The following is a 14088-nucleotide window of genomic DNA, read 5'->3' as shown; positions in this document are numbered from 1 at the left end:
TTTTTTTTACCTGTGGTTTGAACCCGCTATGATTAGCGTAGGTTTTTCCAGGAGGAACGCATGAACATCATCGCCATCATGGGGCCGCACGGGGTTTTTTATAAAGATGAGCCCATCAAGGAGCTTGAGCGTGCGCTGCAATCACAGGGATTTCAGATAATCTGGCCACAGAACAGCGTCGACCTGCTGAAATTTATCGAACACAACCCGCGCATCTGCGGGGTAATTTTTGACTGGGATGAGTACAGTCTCGATCTGTGCAGCGAGATTAACCAGCTTAATGAGTATTTACCGCTGTATGCGTTTATCAACACGCATTCAACCATGGACGTCAGCGTTCACGATATGCGCATGGCGTTATGGTTTTTTGAGTATGCGCTGGGGCAGGCGGAAGATATTGCGACGCGCATTCGCCAGTACACCAACGAGTACCTCGACAATATCACGCCGCCCTTCACCAGGGCGCTGTTCACTTACGTGAAAGAGGGGAAGTACACCTTCTGTACGCCGGGGCACATGGCTGGAACGGCCTATCAAAAAAGCCCGGTTGGCTGCTTGTTCTATGACTTTTTCGGCGGCAATACCCTAAAAGCAGATGTGTCGATATCGGTCACTGAGCTGGGTTCGTTACTCGACCACACCGGACCGCATCTGGAGGCCGAAGAGTACATTGCCAGAACCTTCGGTGCAGAGCAGAGTTACATGGTGACCAACGGCACCTCTACCTCAAACAAAATTGTGGGGATGTACGCCGCGCCGACCGGCAGTACGCTGCTGATTGACCGCAACTGCCATAAGTCGCTGGCGCATTTGTTGATGATGAGCGACGTGGTCCCAATCTGGCTGAAACCGACGCGTAACGCGCTCGGCATTCTGGGCGGCATTCCTAAGCGCGAGTTTACGCACGAGAGTATTGCGAGCAAAGTTGCCGCCACGACCCAGGCACAGTGGCCGGTTCATGCCGTGATAACCAACTCAACCTATGACGGACTGCTGTATAACACCAACTGGATCAAACAGACGCTGGATGTTCCCTCTATCCACTTCGATTCTGCCTGGGTGCCGTATACCCACTTCCATCCCATTTATCAGGGGAAAAGCGGGATGAGCGGTGAGCGAGTGCCTGGCAAGGTGATTTTTGAGACGCAATCCACTCACAAAATGCTGGCGGCGTTGTCGCAGGCGTCGCTTATCCATATTAAAGGGGAATATGACGAAGAGACCTTCAACGAAGCCTTTATGATGCACACCTCTACCTCACCGAGCTATCCCATTGTTGCCTCCATCGAAACGGCGGCGGCGATGTTGCGTGGAAATTCGGGTCGGCGGTTAATCAACCGCTCGGTAGAGCGTGCGCTGCATTTTCGCAAAGAGGTACAGCGGTTGCGTGAAGAGTCTGATGGTTGGTTCTTTGATATCTGGCAGCCAGAAGAGGTTGATGAAGCGGCGTGCTGGCCGGTTGCGCCAGGTGAAGACTGGCACGGATTTACCGATGCCGACGACGACCATATGTTCCTCGACCCGGTAAAAGTGACTATCCTGACTCCCGGTATGGATGAGCAGGGGAAGATGAGTGACGAAGGGATCCCCGCCGCGCTGGTGGCAAAATTCCTCGATGAGCGCGGCGTGGTAGTGGAGAAAACCGGCCCGTACAACCTGCTGTTTCTCTTTAGCATCGGGATTGATAAAACCCGGGCGATGGGGTTGTTGCGTGGCCTGACCGAATTTAAACGCTCTTACGATCTCAATTTGCGTGTGAAGAATATGCTGCCGGATCTGTATGCGGAAGATCCTGATTTTTATCGTCACATGCGTATCCAGGATCTGGCGCAAGGGATCCATAAGCTCATTCGCCAGCACGATCTTTCCGGACTGATGTTGCGAGCGTTTGATACGCTGCCGGAAATGATCATGACGCCGCATCAGGCCTGGCAACGGCAGATCAAAGGCGAAGTCGAAACGGTGACTCTCGATCAGCTGGTGGGACGTGTGTCAGCGAATATGATCCTGCCGTATCCCCCTGGCGTTCCGCTGCTGATGCCGGGAGAAATGATCACCGAGCAGAGTCGCGCAGTGCTCGATTTCCTGTTGATGCTCTGTTCCGTCGGCCACCACTATCCGGGCTTTGAAACGGATATTCACGGGGCGAAGCAGGATGACGATGGCGTATACCACGTACGAGTCTTAAAAACAGCATGACAGCTTGCCTTCCGCGCCCTCTGGCGGGTAACGTGCTGATGATAAATAAAGGAGATGAAGACACTATGCTGGGATTAAAACAGGTTCACCATATTGCGATTATTGCGACAGACTATGCCGCGAGTAAGTCCTTCTATTGCGATATTCTGGGGTTTACGCTGATGAGCGAAGCCTATCGCGAAGAACGAGACTCGTGGAAGGGTGATCTGGCGCTAAACGGACAATATGTGATTGAGCTTTTTTCATTTCCTTTCCCGCCAGCACGTCCAGGTCGCCCGGAAGCCTGCGGATTGCGCCATCTGGCGTTCAGCGTGGATGACCTGGATAACGCGGTTGCGCATCTGAAGGAAAATCACGTCAGTTGCGAAGCCATCCGCATCGATCCCTTCACCAACAAGCGCTTCACCTTTTTTAAAGACCCGGATGGCCTGCCGCTCGAACTGTATGAGCAGTAAGACTTGTTATTGCGGCGATTGCCCGGTAACGTGCCGGGCAACGTCACTGTAAATAACCGCTATGACAACACTCACGCTGAACACTTCGCTTTTCACCTCCCGACAGATACTGGTCGCTTTTAGCGGCGGTCTGGACTCTACCGTGCTCCTGCACCAACTGGTGCAATGGCGGGCGCAGCAACCGACGCTCTCACTTCGCGCAATTCACATCCATCATGGGTTAAACGTTCACGCCGATGCGTGGGTGGCGCATTGTGAAGCCGTCTGTGCGCAATGGCAGGTACCGCTGGTGGTGGAGCGGGTAACGCTGGCGGACGCGGGACTGGGGATTGAAGCTCATGCCCGACAGGCGCGGTATCAGGCGTTTGCCGACGCGTTGTTGCCCGGTGAAGTGCTGGCGACCGCCCAGCATCTTGACGATCAGTGTGAAACTTTTTTACTGGCGCTCAAACGCGGCAGCGGCCCGGCGGGGCTGTCTGCGATGGCGGAGATTTCTGCGTTTGCCGGCACGCAACTCATCCGTCCGCTGCTGACGCAAACCCGTGCGGCGTTGGAGCAATGGGCAAGGCAATATCAGCTTCGCTGGATTGAAGATGAAAGCAATCAGGATGACGCCTACGATCGCAACTTCCTGCGTTTGCAGGTTCTGCCGCTTCTGCAACAGCGCTGGCCGCATTTCGCTGATGCCACAGCGCGCAGCGCCGCGCTGTGCGCCGAGCAGGAGAGTCTGCTGGATGAACTGCTTGCCGATGAACTGTCTGGTTGCACCACGGCAAACGGAACGCTGGTGCTTACGCCACTCATGGCAATGAGCCGTGTCCGGCGTGCAGCGCTGCTTCGCCGCTGGCTGGCTGCGCAAAATGCGCCAATGCCTTCACGCGATGGACTTGACCGTCTCTGGCAGGAGGTGGCGCTGGCGCGTGAAGATGCTTCACCGTGTCTGCGCTTTGGCGACTATGAAGTGCGACGTTATCAGGGGCAACTGTGGTGGATTAAATCTGCTGTCGGGCAGAGTGAGACCATACTGCCCTGGCCTTGCTGGCAGATGCCGCTCACGCTGCCTGCCGGTCTGGGCTATCTCCGGCTACAACCGGGTGGCGAATTGCGCATGCCCCGCGAGGATGAATGCGTCAGCATCCGTTTTAAAGCATCCGGAATGCTGCATATTGTTGGCCGCAACGGTGGGCGTAAGTTAAAGAAAATCTGGCAGGAGCTGAATGTGCCTTCCTGGCGACGAGATACCACGCCGTTGCTGTTTTACGGTGAAACGCTGATTGCGGCCGCTGGGGTATTTGTCACGCGTGAGGGGCTTACAGAGGGGGAATCAGGGGTGAAATTGGTGTGGGATAAGAGCATCTGAAATGCCTGATGACGCTGCGCTTATCAGGCCTACGTATCGCATGGCGCGTAGGCCGGATAAGGTGCTTGCACCGCCATCCGGCAACACATATTCAGGATTCGCTAACCACCACGGTACCGATTTCCGGATGGCTGAAGCTGACAATTTTATCGAGACGAAGCTCGCGCGTTTCACCCGCAACCTCGGTGATCAGATATTCCACGTTTTTCCGCGAAACCAGATCGTTGGCTTTCGCCTGCAAAACTTCACCATCTTTCAGTTCCAGCGTCAGTAATAAATGATGCTGGCAGGCGAGCTCGAGGTTGTCGTAGTCATCACAGTTGATGGGTTGGTATGTATCATTCATTGACATAATCGCTCACCAGTAAGTTCGCCGCAGCATAGGCCGCCTTTTCCCTGACCGACTCTGAAAGGGCACTGTCTGCCGCGATTTCATTAAGCACCTTCAATACGCAACCCAGCGCATCCGGGATATACCCTAAGTCTCCGCTGGCGATTTCCGCATACCGCTTGCGTATTAACTCACAATATTTTTCCACATGCCCTCCTGTCAGCATTCTGACTTAACCGTGGATGCAAGTCTAAGCCTACGAAGATAAACTCTGTTTAGCAAGGTGACTATACCACAGCCATTCGCGCAATATCAGCGCCTTGATAGATGATCCTCTGACAGCCTTTTGGCTTCATTTTCGCTACAATGATCGCCTGATTCGAAAGGAGTTTTTCCATGGCGCTTAAAGCGACAATTTATAAAGCCGTTGTTAACGTGGCGGACCTTGACCGTAACCAGTTTCTTGATGCGGCGTTGACGCTGGCGCGTCACCCCTCTGAAACCCAGGAGCGCATGATGCTGCGTCTGCTGGCGTGGATTAAGTATGCGGATGAGCGTCTCCAGTTTACGCGTGGCTTAAGCGCGGAGGATGAGCCGGAAGCATGGTTGCGTAACGATCATCTGGGTATCGACCTGTGGGTCGAGCTGGGATTGCCGGATGAAAGGCGTATTAAGAAGGCGTGCACGCAGGCCGCCGACGTGGCGCTGTTTGCCTATAACAGTCGGGCAGCGCAGATCTGGTGGCAGCAAAACCAGAGTAAATGCGCGCAGTTTTCGAATCTCACGGTCTGGTATCTGGATGATGAACAACTGGCCCAGCTCAGCGCCTTTGCGAACCGTACCATGACACTACAGGCGACGATTCAGGATGGTGCTATCTGGCTGTCTGATTCTCAGAATAATCTGGAAATTCATCTGACGTCGTGGCATCAGCCGGCATGATCGTCATTTCGCGAACTGTCTCAATCCCTGACGATGAGCTGGAGATCACCGCCATTCGAGCTCAGGGCGCAGGGGGACAGCACGTCAATAAGACCTCAACGGCGATACATTTGCGTTTTGACATTCGGGCCTCCAGCCTGCCAGAGTATTATAAGGAACGTCTGCTGGCCGCCAGCCATCATCTGATTACGGCCGATGGCGTGATGATTATTAAGGCGCAGGAATACCGCAACCAGGAACTCAACCGGGAAGCGGCGCTTGCCAGGCTGGTGGCGGTCATAAAAGAACTCACCGCAGAACAAAAAAGCCGACGCGCAACCCGACCAACGCGGGCATCGAAAGAACGAAGATTAAATTCGAAGGCGCAGAAATCCTCAGTAAAAGCCCTTCGCGGGAAAGTCCGTCGCGATGACTGACGGGCAGGAATAAAAATGGATAGGGAGTCAGGGTGAAAAAAACACTACTTTCAGCGATGGCGGCGTTTACGCTCTTCGCATTGATTGGTTGTAATAACCGTTCAGACGTTGACGTTATCCAGCCGACTCAGGTTGCAGAATTAAAACCGATGCAGCAAAGCTGGCGAGGCATTCTACCTTGTGCCGACTGCGAGGGAATTGAGACGTCCCTGTTTCTGGAGAAAGATGGCACATGGGTAATGAACGAACGCTATCAGGGCGTACGTGAAGAGCCGTCTTCTTTTGCCTCCTACGGCACCTGGGCGCGTACGGCCGATAAACTGGTGCTGACCGACAGTCAGGGCGAGAAATCCTACTATCGTGCGAAAGGAGAAGCGCTGGAGATGCTGGATCGGGAAGGTAACCCTATCGAGTCTCAGTTTAACTATACGCTTGCGCCTGTGAAATCGAGCTTGCCAGTGACGCCGATGGCGATGCGTGGCATGTATTTCTATATGGCGGATGCCGCAACCTTCACCGACTGCGCGACAGGAAAGCGGGTATCCGTTGCCAGTAACGCCGAGCTGGAACGCGGTTATCTTGCGGCGCGTGGCGCCAGTGAAAAACCGGTGCTGTTGTCTGTCGAAGGGCACTTCACGCTGGAGGCGAATCCGGATACTCATGAGCCTGTGAAAACGCTGATGGCCGATAAAGAGATTAAATTTATCCCGGGTAAGAGCTGCACCGACTGAGTGGCAGACTGAAAGATAGCGGTCCGGTCTCCGGACCGCTATCGTCTTACCTGCGGTGATGCTATGGCGCCTGCTGCTTAGCGCGTCAGTCCTACAAAACGTCCCGTCTTGATATAAATCCCTAACTTCAAATGACCGACATAGCGAAGCTGCGTTTCTGGCTTAAACGCGGCAAGGTCGCCTTCCCGCATGTGCATCAGGTCGGCAGGGCTTATCCAGCCCGACTGCGCCAGAGTTAGCGGATGTCCCGCTTTAGCAAACGCATCGGTTACGAATTCGGAACAAAACCACGCCGTTTTCTCTCCCGCTCGGGGATCGCTCAGCTGCGCTTTCGCCAGTCCGCTGACACACTGCTGCCGGAAATCTTCGGAGAAGGGGTTAAGCGAACACATCTGGCGGGTCATCATAAACGGAATGAATTCCACGATACCGCGATAGTTGTAGCCGCTGTTTTTGATTTTATAGGCGAAGGTTTTGATCTCCGCGGCCTGTTGCGGGGTCAGTTCAGGAACTCTCAGGGCAAAAAGCTTATCGCTATGCTTCATCGCCTGTTCGAGTGAAACGATTTGCACGCCAGCCCCGGTGGCTTCTGCCACTTCATTATTTCCCAGATAAACGGCAACGTGGCTTACGGAAGCGTTACTGAACGCGCGGATGCCTAATGAGGTGACCCCAAGGCTGGAGGAGAACAGGAGATCGCCTGGCTTAAGTTCGGTATCAGTAATTTCGACCAGTGCTTTATTCGTGAATGAGCTTTGGCGCTGGAATTTAACCGCCCATTTTTTGGATTGCGCATCAATGGCGGTGGCGGATTTATTCGGTGGGCTGACGTCAACGGTGCAGGCCGAAAGCAAAAGAAGGCAAGGGAGGAACAGGCGGTAATACGCCGTTGGTTTAGCCATTTTATACAATCCATGTAAAAAAGAGGCCCTGAAAATCAGAGCCTCTTATGACATCAGCCTTTAATCTGTTTAACCAGATAGTTGACGATGTCGCCGGTTTTAATCAGCTGTTTCTCGCCATTGCGACGGTATTTGTATTCAATATCGTCGTTGTCGAGGTTACGGTCGCCCAGCACGATAGTGTGCGGAATACCGATCAGTTCCATATCCGCGAACATCACGCCAGGACGCTCTTTACGGTCATCCATTAGCACTTCAATGCCTTGCGCACGCAGCTCGGCATACAGTTTTTCAGCCAGTTCCTGCACGCGATAGGACTTGTGCATGTTCATCGGCAGAATCGCGACCTGGAATGGGGCGATGGCGTCAGGCCAGACGATGCCGCGATCGTCGTAGTTCTGTTCAATGGCAGCCGCCACTACACGTGTAACCCCGATACCGTAGCAGCCCATGGTCAGGATCTGATTGCGGCCATCTTCACCCTGAACGGAGGCTTTCATTGCTTCCGAATATTTGGTGCCCAACTGGAAGATGTGACCGACTTCGATACCGCGTTTGATAAGCAGCGTGCCTTTACCATCCGGGCTCGGATCGCCGGCGACAACATTACGGATATCAGCAATTTCTGGGGTTGCGACATCGCGATCCCAGTTGATACCGAAGTAGTGTTTACCATCCACGTTAGCGCCCGCCGCGAAATCACTCATTACAGCCACGGTACGGTCGATAATCACCGGCACCGGCATGTTCACCGGACCCAGGGAACCCGGACCGGCTTTCACCAGCGCGCGGATCTCTTCTTCGGTGGCGAACGTCAGCGGGCTGGCAACCTGCGGCAGTTTTTCCGCTTTGACTTCGTTCAGCTCATGATCGCCACGAACCAGCAGCGCGACCAGCGGAGACTTGCTGTCTTCCACTGCTTTTACCAGCAGAGTTTTAACGGTTTTTTCGACAGGCAGATTAAACTGTTCAACCAGCTCGGCGATGGTTTTCGCATTCGGCGTATCAACCAGCGTCATCTCCTGCGTTGCCGCGGCACGCGGTTCTTTCGGCGCAACAGCTTCAGCAAATTCAATGTTGGCCGCATAATCAGAGGAGTCAGAGAAGATCACATCGTCTTCACCGCTCTGCGCCAGTACCTGGAATTCGTGCGAGGCGCTGCCGCCGATAGAACCGGTGTCAGCCTGCACCGCGCGGAAATCCAGCCCCATACGGCTGAAGATCTTGCTATAAGCCGCGTACATCGCGTCGTAGGTTTCCTGCAGCGATTCCTGAGAAGTATGGAAAGAGTAGGCATCTTTCATCAGGAATTCACGGGAGCGCATCACGCCGAAACGCGGACGCACTTCGTCACGGAATTTCGTCTGAATCTGGTAGAAGTTCAGCGGCAACTGTTTGTAAGAGCTGAGCTCATTACGAATCAGGTCGGTGATCACTTCTTCGTGCGTTGGGCCGAGTACGAACGGACGCTCGCCACGGTCAACAAAACGCAGCAGCTCCGGACCGTACTGTTCCCAACGACCACTCTCTTGCCACAGGTCAGCAGGCTGAACGACTGGCATAGACACCTCGATGGCACCGGCGTTGTTCATCTCTTCACGCACGATGTTCTCGACTTTTTTCAGGACGCGCACGCCGGTCGGCAGCCAGGTGTATAACCCGGAGGCCAGCTTGCGGATCATCCCGGCGCGCAGCATCAGCTGATGGCTGATAACCTCGGCGTCGGCAGGTGTCTCCTTCAGAGTGGAGAGCAGGTATTGGCTAGTACGCATGTTGTTACGGTTCCAGTTGAACGATCGAACAGGCTCAATGCGAGCCTGACACAAAAAAAGTAACTCAGTTTACCAGCGAGAAAGGGATGTCAAAAGAGAAGGGCGTGAAATTAGCGGGGTTCTAGTGCAAAGACTTCGAAACCCGTCTCGGTTACGCGCCAGCGCACGTTGAAATCGTGCAGCCAGACGGCGTAGGTTTTGCCTGTCTCTTCCCCTTTCCGATAGGCTGGACGCGGGTCCTGCGCCAGCACATCGCGAATAAACGTTTTCAGCAGGGGGTAATGCTTTTCCAGCGCAGGAAACTGTTGTTCAATCTCGTCGGTAAAACTCACCGCCATTTCGGCCTGAGGTGCCTGTTGTGCGTAGCTGGCGGTTGCATCCGGCAAAGATTCCGCGAACGGCAGATAGGGCTTGATGTCGATGACCGGCGTACCGTCGACCAGATCCAGACTACCCAGTTGCAGAATAACCTGATCTTTCTGACAGACAATGCCTTTCAGTTCGACCAGCGACATACCGACGGGATTGGGGCGAAACGTTGAGCGCGTGGCGAATACGCCCATACGCGCGTTACCGCCAAGACGAGGCGGGCGCACGGTTGGGCGCCATCCCCCTTCCATCGTCTGATGGAAAACAAAGATCACCCATAAGTGGCTGAATGCTTCAAGACCGCGTACCGCATCGGCCTGATTATAGGGCGACAGCAGGTGCAGTTCGCCGTTGACGCTTTTTACCAGTCCTGGCTGGCGGGGAACGGCGAACTTCTCTTTGTAGGGCGAGCGAATGACACCGATTTGCTCAAACTGAAAATGACTCATTTAGCCGAGATGTTGAGCGCAGAACCAATACAGACGGCCTGACGATAGCAGCCTGGTGTCCCGCTGGTGACTTCACAGCTATGCAGTAAAACGGCATTGGCTTTCATTTTCGACGCATTAATCTGCATGCGTTTACGTGCCGTCGGGATGTTCGGCGGAGAGTCCTGATTAGAGGCCTGACAGGATTCACCGGTTACTTCGCCGAGATCGCGGAACGGCTTGCCGACCAGATCTTCAGCATTGGTGTAAATTCTGACGGGGACCGCGCGCGGCGCTTTCGGTTTTTCCGGCTCCGCTTTAGGCGGGGTTGCGGTGCTTTGAACGGGTTCAACAGGGGATCTGCTTAGCATAGAACAGCCGCTCAGCATGAGTGCCAATAAACAGATCGGTAAAGCACGCATAATATTTCCTCAATGAATGATCTAACTGTCACATATTGAATCAGGAGCTTGCATAAATGACAAGACGGGCAAACGCCCGTCCTGAATGATATTACAGATTGTGAAAAGCGCCTAAAAATTACCAGCCCTTAACAGCGCCACCGTTGAAGACTTTGTTTGCGGCTTCGTAAACTTCGTCAGACTGATAAGCCTGGACGAATTTCTTCACGTTCTCCGCGTCTTTGTTATCTTCACGGGTCACGATCAGGTTAACGTACGGGGAATCTTTATCTTCAACAAAGATACCGTCTTTTGCCGGCGTCAGGTTGATCTGGCTGGCATAGGTCGTGTTGATCACCGCCAGGGCAATCTGCGCATCATCAAGAGAACGCGGCAGTTGCGGGGCTTCCAGTTCGACGATTTTCAGATTTTTCGGATTTCCGACGATATCCAGTGAAGTCGGCAGCAGGCCTACGCCATCTTTCAGTTTGATCAAACCCACTTTCTGTAGCAGCAGCAGGGAACGGCCCAGGTTGGTCGGATCGTTCGGAACCGCTACCTGTGCGCCATCCTGAAGTTCATCCAGAGATTTGATTTTTTTTGAGTAGCCAGCAATCGGATAAACGAAGGTATTACCTGCGGCAACCAGTTTGTACCCGCGATCTTTGATCTGCTGATCCAGATACGGTTTGTGCTGGAAGGCGTTGGCATCGATATCGCCTTTGCTCAGCGCTTCGTTCGGCAGAACGTAGTCATTGAAGGTCACCAGCTCAACGTCCAGACCGTATTTTTCTTTTGCGACTTTTTGTGCGACTTCAGCAACCTGTTGTTCCGCACCGACAATCACGCCGACTTTGATGTGGTTTGGATCTTTTTCATCCTGACCGCAACCCACGAGTGCCAGTGAACCAATCAGGGCGCCTACTGCCGCAATGGTTTTGAATTTGAACGCCATGCTTATTTCCTTAATGTGATATTTGTGTTTTGTAGAACGTTACTTGTGCGTCACAGTCCGGACGATGCGATCGCCCGCGAACTGAATTAAATAAACCAGAACAACGAGTAATACCAGTACCGTATTCATAACAGTAGCATTGTATCCAATGTAGCCGTACTGATAGCCTATCTGTCCAAGACCGCCGGCACCCACGGCACCCCCCATAGCGGAATAGCCGACCAGTGTAATCAGCGTAATGGTCGCCGCGTTCACCAGCCCTGGTAGGGCTTCCGGCAGCAGCACTTTGCGTACAATTTGCAGCGGTGTTGCGCCCATTGCGCGCGAGGCTTCAATCAGCCCCGTCGGGATTTCGAGCAGGGCGTTTTCCACCATACGCGCGATAAATGGCGCAGCACCGACGGTGAGTGGGACAATCGCGGCCTGCAAACCGATTGACGTCCCGACAATTACGCGAGTGAACGGAATCATCCATACCAGCAGAATAATGAACGGAATCGAACGGAAGATGTTCACAACCGCAGACAGGGTGCGGTAGAGCTTCGCGTTCTCAATGATTTGTCCGGGGCGCGTCACGTATAGCAGTACGCCAACGGGTAGACCGATCACAAAACCAAAGAAACCCGATACGAAGGTCATCGCCAGCGTTTCCCAGACGCCACGAACCAGCAGCCACATCATCGGCTCAGACATAACCCAGTACCTCTACTTTTACATGGTGTTCTTGCAGCCAGGCAATTGCGGCCTGCGTTTCTTCTTGTGTGCCGTGCATTTCAGTCAGCATGATGCCGAACTTCACGCCGCCAGCGTAATCCATCTGCGCGCTGATAATGTTGTTATTCACGTTAAAGCGGCGCGCCGTTTCGGAAAGCAGCGGAGCATCAACCGACTGACCGGTAAATTCCATGCGTAGCATCGGGACGCTGTCGGCTGTCGATTCCGCCTTGAGCCGCGCCAGATAATCTTCCGGAATATCCAGGTGCAGCGTTGACTGAATAAACTTTTGCGCCAGAGGCGTTTTTGGGTGTGAAAACACTTCGCTGACGGTATCTTGCTCAATCAGTTCACCATTACTGATAACGGCCACGCAGTCGCAGATCCGCTTAACCACGTCCATCTCGTGCGTAATCAGCAGAATGGTCAGGCCAAGACGACGGTTAATGTCTTTCAGCAGTTCGAGGATGGAGCGAGTGGTGGCAGGATCCAGCGCGCTGGTGGCTTCGTCGCACAGCAGTACTTTGGGCTGGCTTGCCAGCGCACGGGCGATGGCGACACGCTGCTTCTGACCACCGGACAGGTTTGCAGGGTAGCTGTCGTGCTTATCACCCAGTCCCACGAGATCGAGCAGTTCTGTCACGCGACGCTTAACCTCTTCTTTCGGCGTGTTGTCGAGTTCCAGTGGCAGAGCGACGTTACCAAAAACGGTACGGGAGGACAGCAGGTTAAAGTGCTGGAAAATCATGCCAATCTGGCGACGCGCTTTGGTTAGCTCAGATTCAGATAGCGTGGTCAGCTCTTGTCCACCGACCTGAACGCTCCCTTCCGTCGGGCGCTCCAGCAGGTTTACGCAGCGGATCAGTGTGCTTTTACCGGCTCCTGAGGCACCGATAACGCCATAAATTTGTCCGGCAGGGACATGCAGGCTAACGTTGTTCAACGCCTGAATGGTGTGAGTCCCCTGATGGAACACTTTGGTGATACTCGAAAGTTTAATCATTGATTATTTATTATCGTAATGAAGTTACCGTGGCATTTTCGTCTGTCTGATGCGGTCAAAAGCCGTCAACAAAATGGATGTTAAGGCATCCAGACGTCTAAATCAATCAGGGTTTCTACGATGAGCACTTTCTTGCCTGCCGAAACATGCGATACTAGCGCTACATGCCTTATTCAGGAGCTATAAAAGGTGGCAAAGTCCGTACCCGCAATTTTTCTCGACCGTGACGGTACAATTAATGTCGATCACGGCTACGTACATGAAATCGACGAGTTCGAATTTATCGAAGGTGTTATTGATGCCATGCGCGAGCTTAAAACCCTGGGCTATGCGCTGGTGGTTGTCACCAACCAGTCAGGGATTGCGCGCGGCAAATTTACCGAAGCGCAGTTTGAGACATTAACAGAGTGGATGGACTGGTCGCTGGCCGATCGCGATGTCGACCTCGATGGTATCTATTACTGTCCGCACCATCCGCAGGGCAGCGTGGAAGAGTACCGCCAGGTCTGCGATTGCCGTAAACCGCATCCGGGGATGCTGATCTCGGCCCGCGATTTCCTGCACATTGATATGGCAGCGTCTTATATGGTGGGCGACAAATTAGAAGATATGCAGGCGGCTGCCGCGGCAGGAGTCGGGACAAAAGTGTTAGTTCGTACCGGCAAGCCGATCACCCCGGAAGCAGAAAATGCGGCCGATTGGGTATTAAATAGCCTTGCTGACCTGCCATCGGCGATCAAAAAGCAGCAAAAATAAGCATTGTGGTTAAAAGGTGAGCGGTTGAAATAAATCTGCATTTTTCCGCTTGTCTTCCTGAGTCGACCCCCTATAATGCGCCTCCATCGACACGGCGGATGTGAATCACTTCACAGAAAAACGCCAGTGAGATTGAAGAGAAAAATCCTGAAAAAAGATTGACTCTGAAAGAGGAAAACGTAATATACGGGACCTCGCGACAGAGCGCTAAAGCGCGTCGCAACTGCTCTTTAACAATTTATCAGACAATCTGTGTGGGCACTCAAAGTGACATGGATTCTTAATGTCTTCGGACAATAAATGAATACCAAGTCTCAAAGAGTGAACACGTAATTCATTACGAAGTTTAATTCT

Annotated in this window: 16 protein-coding genes; 7 read left to right on the top strand and 9 right to left on the bottom strand. The window is 53.3% G+C overall.

Annotation, left to right across the window (positions count from 1 at the left end):
• The first annotated feature begins 60 nt into the window (after positions 1 to 60).
• The 3 genes from ldcC (at position 61) to tilS (ending at position 4014) form a co-directional block, all read left to right on the top strand.
• The gene (ldcC, locus tag QQZ17_RS11165; protein ID WP_152405811.1) at positions 61 to 2199 is read left to right on the top strand and encodes a lysine decarboxylase LdcC; all 2139 of its coding nucleotides are present in this window, start codon (positions 61 to 63) and stop codon (positions 2197 to 2199) included.
• Positions 2200 to 2264: 65 nt separating this feature from the next.
• Positions 2265 to 2654: a VOC family protein gene (locus QQZ17_RS11160; protein WP_152405810.1), complete on the top strand. Its 390-nt coding sequence runs from the start codon at positions 2265 to 2267 to the stop codon at positions 2652 to 2654.
• 61 nt (positions 2655 to 2715) lie between these two features.
• A complete protein-coding gene (gene tilS / locus QQZ17_RS11155; protein WP_152405809.1) occupies positions 2716 to 4014 on the top strand; it encodes a tRNA lysidine(34) synthetase TilS in 1299 nt (432 codons plus the stop codon).
• 91 nt (positions 4015 to 4105) lie between these two features.
• Here tilS and rof read toward each other — a convergent pair whose 3' ends face one another.
• Positions 4106 to 4366: a Rho-binding antiterminator gene (gene rof / locus QQZ17_RS11150; RefSeq protein WP_042323659.1), complete on the bottom strand. Its 261-nt coding sequence runs from the start codon at positions 4364 to 4366 to the stop codon at positions 4106 to 4108.
• Positions 4353 to 4553 (bottom strand): YaeP family protein, encoded by a 201-nt coding sequence (locus QQZ17_RS11145; protein ID WP_042323658.1) that lies wholly within the window; start codon positions 4551 to 4553, stop codon positions 4353 to 4355. The genes rof and QQZ17_RS11145 overlap by 14 nt, the downstream gene beginning before the upstream one ends.
• Before the next feature lie 188 nt (positions 4554 to 4741).
• Here QQZ17_RS11145 and QQZ17_RS11140 point away from each other — a divergent pair, with 188 nt between their 5' ends.
• Genes QQZ17_RS11140 through nlpE form a run of 3 tightly spaced genes read left to right on the top strand, consistent with a single transcriptional unit; the run spans position 4742 to position 6434 of the window.
• On the top strand, positions 4742 to 5287 hold the full coding sequence (locus QQZ17_RS11140) for a YaeQ family protein (RefSeq protein WP_152405808.1): 546 nt from the start codon (positions 4742 to 4744) through the stop codon (positions 5285 to 5287).
• On the top strand, positions 5284 to 5703 hold the full coding sequence (gene arfB, locus QQZ17_RS11135; protein WP_042323653.1) for an alternative ribosome rescue aminoacyl-tRNA hydrolase ArfB: 420 nt from the start codon (positions 5284 to 5286) through the stop codon (positions 5701 to 5703). Before QQZ17_RS11140 ends, arfB begins: the two co-directional genes overlap by 4 nt.
• A 32-nt stretch (positions 5704 to 5735) precedes the next feature.
• Complete coding sequence (gene nlpE, locus QQZ17_RS11130) at positions 5736 to 6434, top strand: envelope stress response activation lipoprotein NlpE (RefSeq protein WP_152405807.1); 699 nt, start codon at positions 5736 to 5738, stop codon at positions 6432 to 6434.
• A gap of 77 nt (positions 6435 to 6511) precedes the next feature.
• Here nlpE and QQZ17_RS11125 read toward each other — a convergent pair whose 3' ends face one another.
• From QQZ17_RS11125 to metN, 7 genes are all read right to left on the bottom strand, one after another.
• A complete protein-coding gene (locus QQZ17_RS11125) occupies positions 6512 to 7336 on the bottom strand; it encodes a YaeF family permuted papain-like enzyme (protein ID WP_152405806.1) in 825 nt (274 codons plus the stop codon).
• A gap of 53 nt (positions 7337 to 7389) precedes the next feature.
• Complete coding sequence (proS, locus tag QQZ17_RS11120) at positions 7390 to 9108, bottom strand: proline--tRNA ligase (RefSeq protein ID WP_152405805.1); 1719 nt, start codon at positions 9106 to 9108, stop codon at positions 7390 to 7392.
• 110 nt (positions 9109 to 9218) lie between these two features.
• Complete coding sequence (gene tsaA / locus QQZ17_RS11115; RefSeq protein ID WP_152405804.1) at positions 9219 to 9926, bottom strand: tRNA (N6-threonylcarbamoyladenosine(37)-N6)-methyltransferase TrmO; 708 nt, start codon at positions 9924 to 9926, stop codon at positions 9219 to 9221.
• A complete protein-coding gene (rcsF, locus tag QQZ17_RS11110) occupies positions 9923 to 10327 on the bottom strand; it encodes an Rcs stress response system protein RcsF (protein WP_042323642.1) in 405 nt (134 codons plus the stop codon). The genes tsaA and rcsF overlap by 4 nt, the downstream gene beginning before the upstream one ends.
• 118 nt (positions 10328 to 10445) lie before the next feature.
• The gene (gene metQ / locus QQZ17_RS11105) at positions 10446 to 11261 is read right to left on the bottom strand and encodes a methionine ABC transporter substrate-binding lipoprotein MetQ (RefSeq protein ID WP_042997845.1); all 816 of its coding nucleotides are present in this window, start codon (positions 11259 to 11261) and stop codon (positions 10446 to 10448) included.
• 39 nt (positions 11262 to 11300) lie between these two features.
• Positions 11301 to 11954 carry a methionine ABC transporter permease MetI gene (locus QQZ17_RS11100; RefSeq protein ID WP_042323638.1) on the bottom strand — a complete coding sequence of 218 codons (654 nt, stop codon included), beginning with the start codon at positions 11952 to 11954 and terminating at the stop codon, positions 11301 to 11303.
• The gene (gene metN, locus QQZ17_RS11095; protein ID WP_046475860.1) at positions 11947 to 12978 is read right to left on the bottom strand and encodes a methionine ABC transporter ATP-binding protein MetN; all 1032 of its coding nucleotides are present in this window, start codon (positions 12976 to 12978) and stop codon (positions 11947 to 11949) included. Before metN ends, QQZ17_RS11100 begins: the two co-directional genes overlap by 8 nt.
• Before the next feature lie 189 nt (positions 12979 to 13167).
• On the opposite strand from metN, the gene gmhB reads away from it, so the two are divergent.
• Positions 13168 to 13734 (top strand): D-glycero-beta-D-manno-heptose 1,7-bisphosphate 7-phosphatase, encoded by a 567-nt coding sequence (gmhB, locus tag QQZ17_RS11090; RefSeq protein WP_152405803.1) that lies wholly within the window; start codon positions 13168 to 13170, stop codon positions 13732 to 13734.
• Positions 13735 to 14088: the final 354 nt, after the last annotated feature.

Source organism: Citrobacter sp. T1.2D-1 (assembly GCF_950098555.1).
GTDB classification, from domain to species: Bacteria; Pseudomonadota; Gammaproteobacteria; order Enterobacterales; family Enterobacteriaceae; genus Citrobacter_A; species Citrobacter_A telavivensis.
Note: the sequence above shows the minus strand (reverse complement) of the source record. Positions and strands in the feature narration are given on the sequence as shown.

Coding starts and splice junctions, on each gene's coding strand:
- ldcC (WP_152405811.1), top strand. CDS start 61: ATGAACATCATCGCCATCATGGGGCCGCACGGGGTTTTTTATAAAGAT.
- QQZ17_RS11160 (WP_152405810.1), top strand. CDS start 2,265: ATGCTGGGATTAAAACAGGTTCACCATATTGCGATTATTGCGACAGAC.
- tilS (WP_152405809.1), top strand. CDS start 2,716: ATGACAACACTCACGCTGAACACTTCGCTTTTCACCTCCCGACAGATA.
- rof (WP_042323659.1), bottom strand. CDS start 4,366: ATGTCAATGAATGATACATACCAACCCATCAACTGTGATGACTACGAC.
- QQZ17_RS11140 (WP_152405808.1), top strand. CDS start 4,742: ATGGCGCTTAAAGCGACAATTTATAAAGCCGTTGTTAACGTGGCGGAC.
- arfB (WP_042323653.1), top strand. CDS start 5,284: ATGATCGTCATTTCGCGAACTGTCTCAATCCCTGACGATGAGCTGGAG.
- QQZ17_RS11125 (WP_152405806.1), bottom strand. CDS start 7,336: ATGGCTAAACCAACGGCGTATTACCGCCTGTTCCTCCCTTGCCTTCTT.
- proS (WP_152405805.1), bottom strand. CDS start 9,108: ATGCGTACTAGCCAATACCTGCTCTCCACTCTGAAGGAGACACCTGCC.
- tsaA (WP_152405804.1), bottom strand. CDS start 9,926: ATGAGTCATTTTCAGTTTGAGCAAATCGGTGTCATTCGCTCGCCCTAC.
- rcsF (WP_042323642.1), bottom strand. CDS start 10,327: ATGCGTGCTTTACCGATCTGTTTATTGGCACTCATGCTGAGCGGCTGT.
- metQ (WP_042997845.1), bottom strand. CDS start 11,261: ATGGCGTTCAAATTCAAAACCATTGCGGCAGTAGGCGCCCTGATTGGT.
- QQZ17_RS11100 (WP_042323638.1), bottom strand. CDS start 11,954: ATGTCTGAGCCGATGATGTGGCTGCTGGTTCGTGGCGTCTGGGAAACG.
- metN (WP_046475860.1), bottom strand. CDS start 12,978: ATGATTAAACTTTCGAGTATCACCAAAGTGTTCCATCAGGGGACTCAC.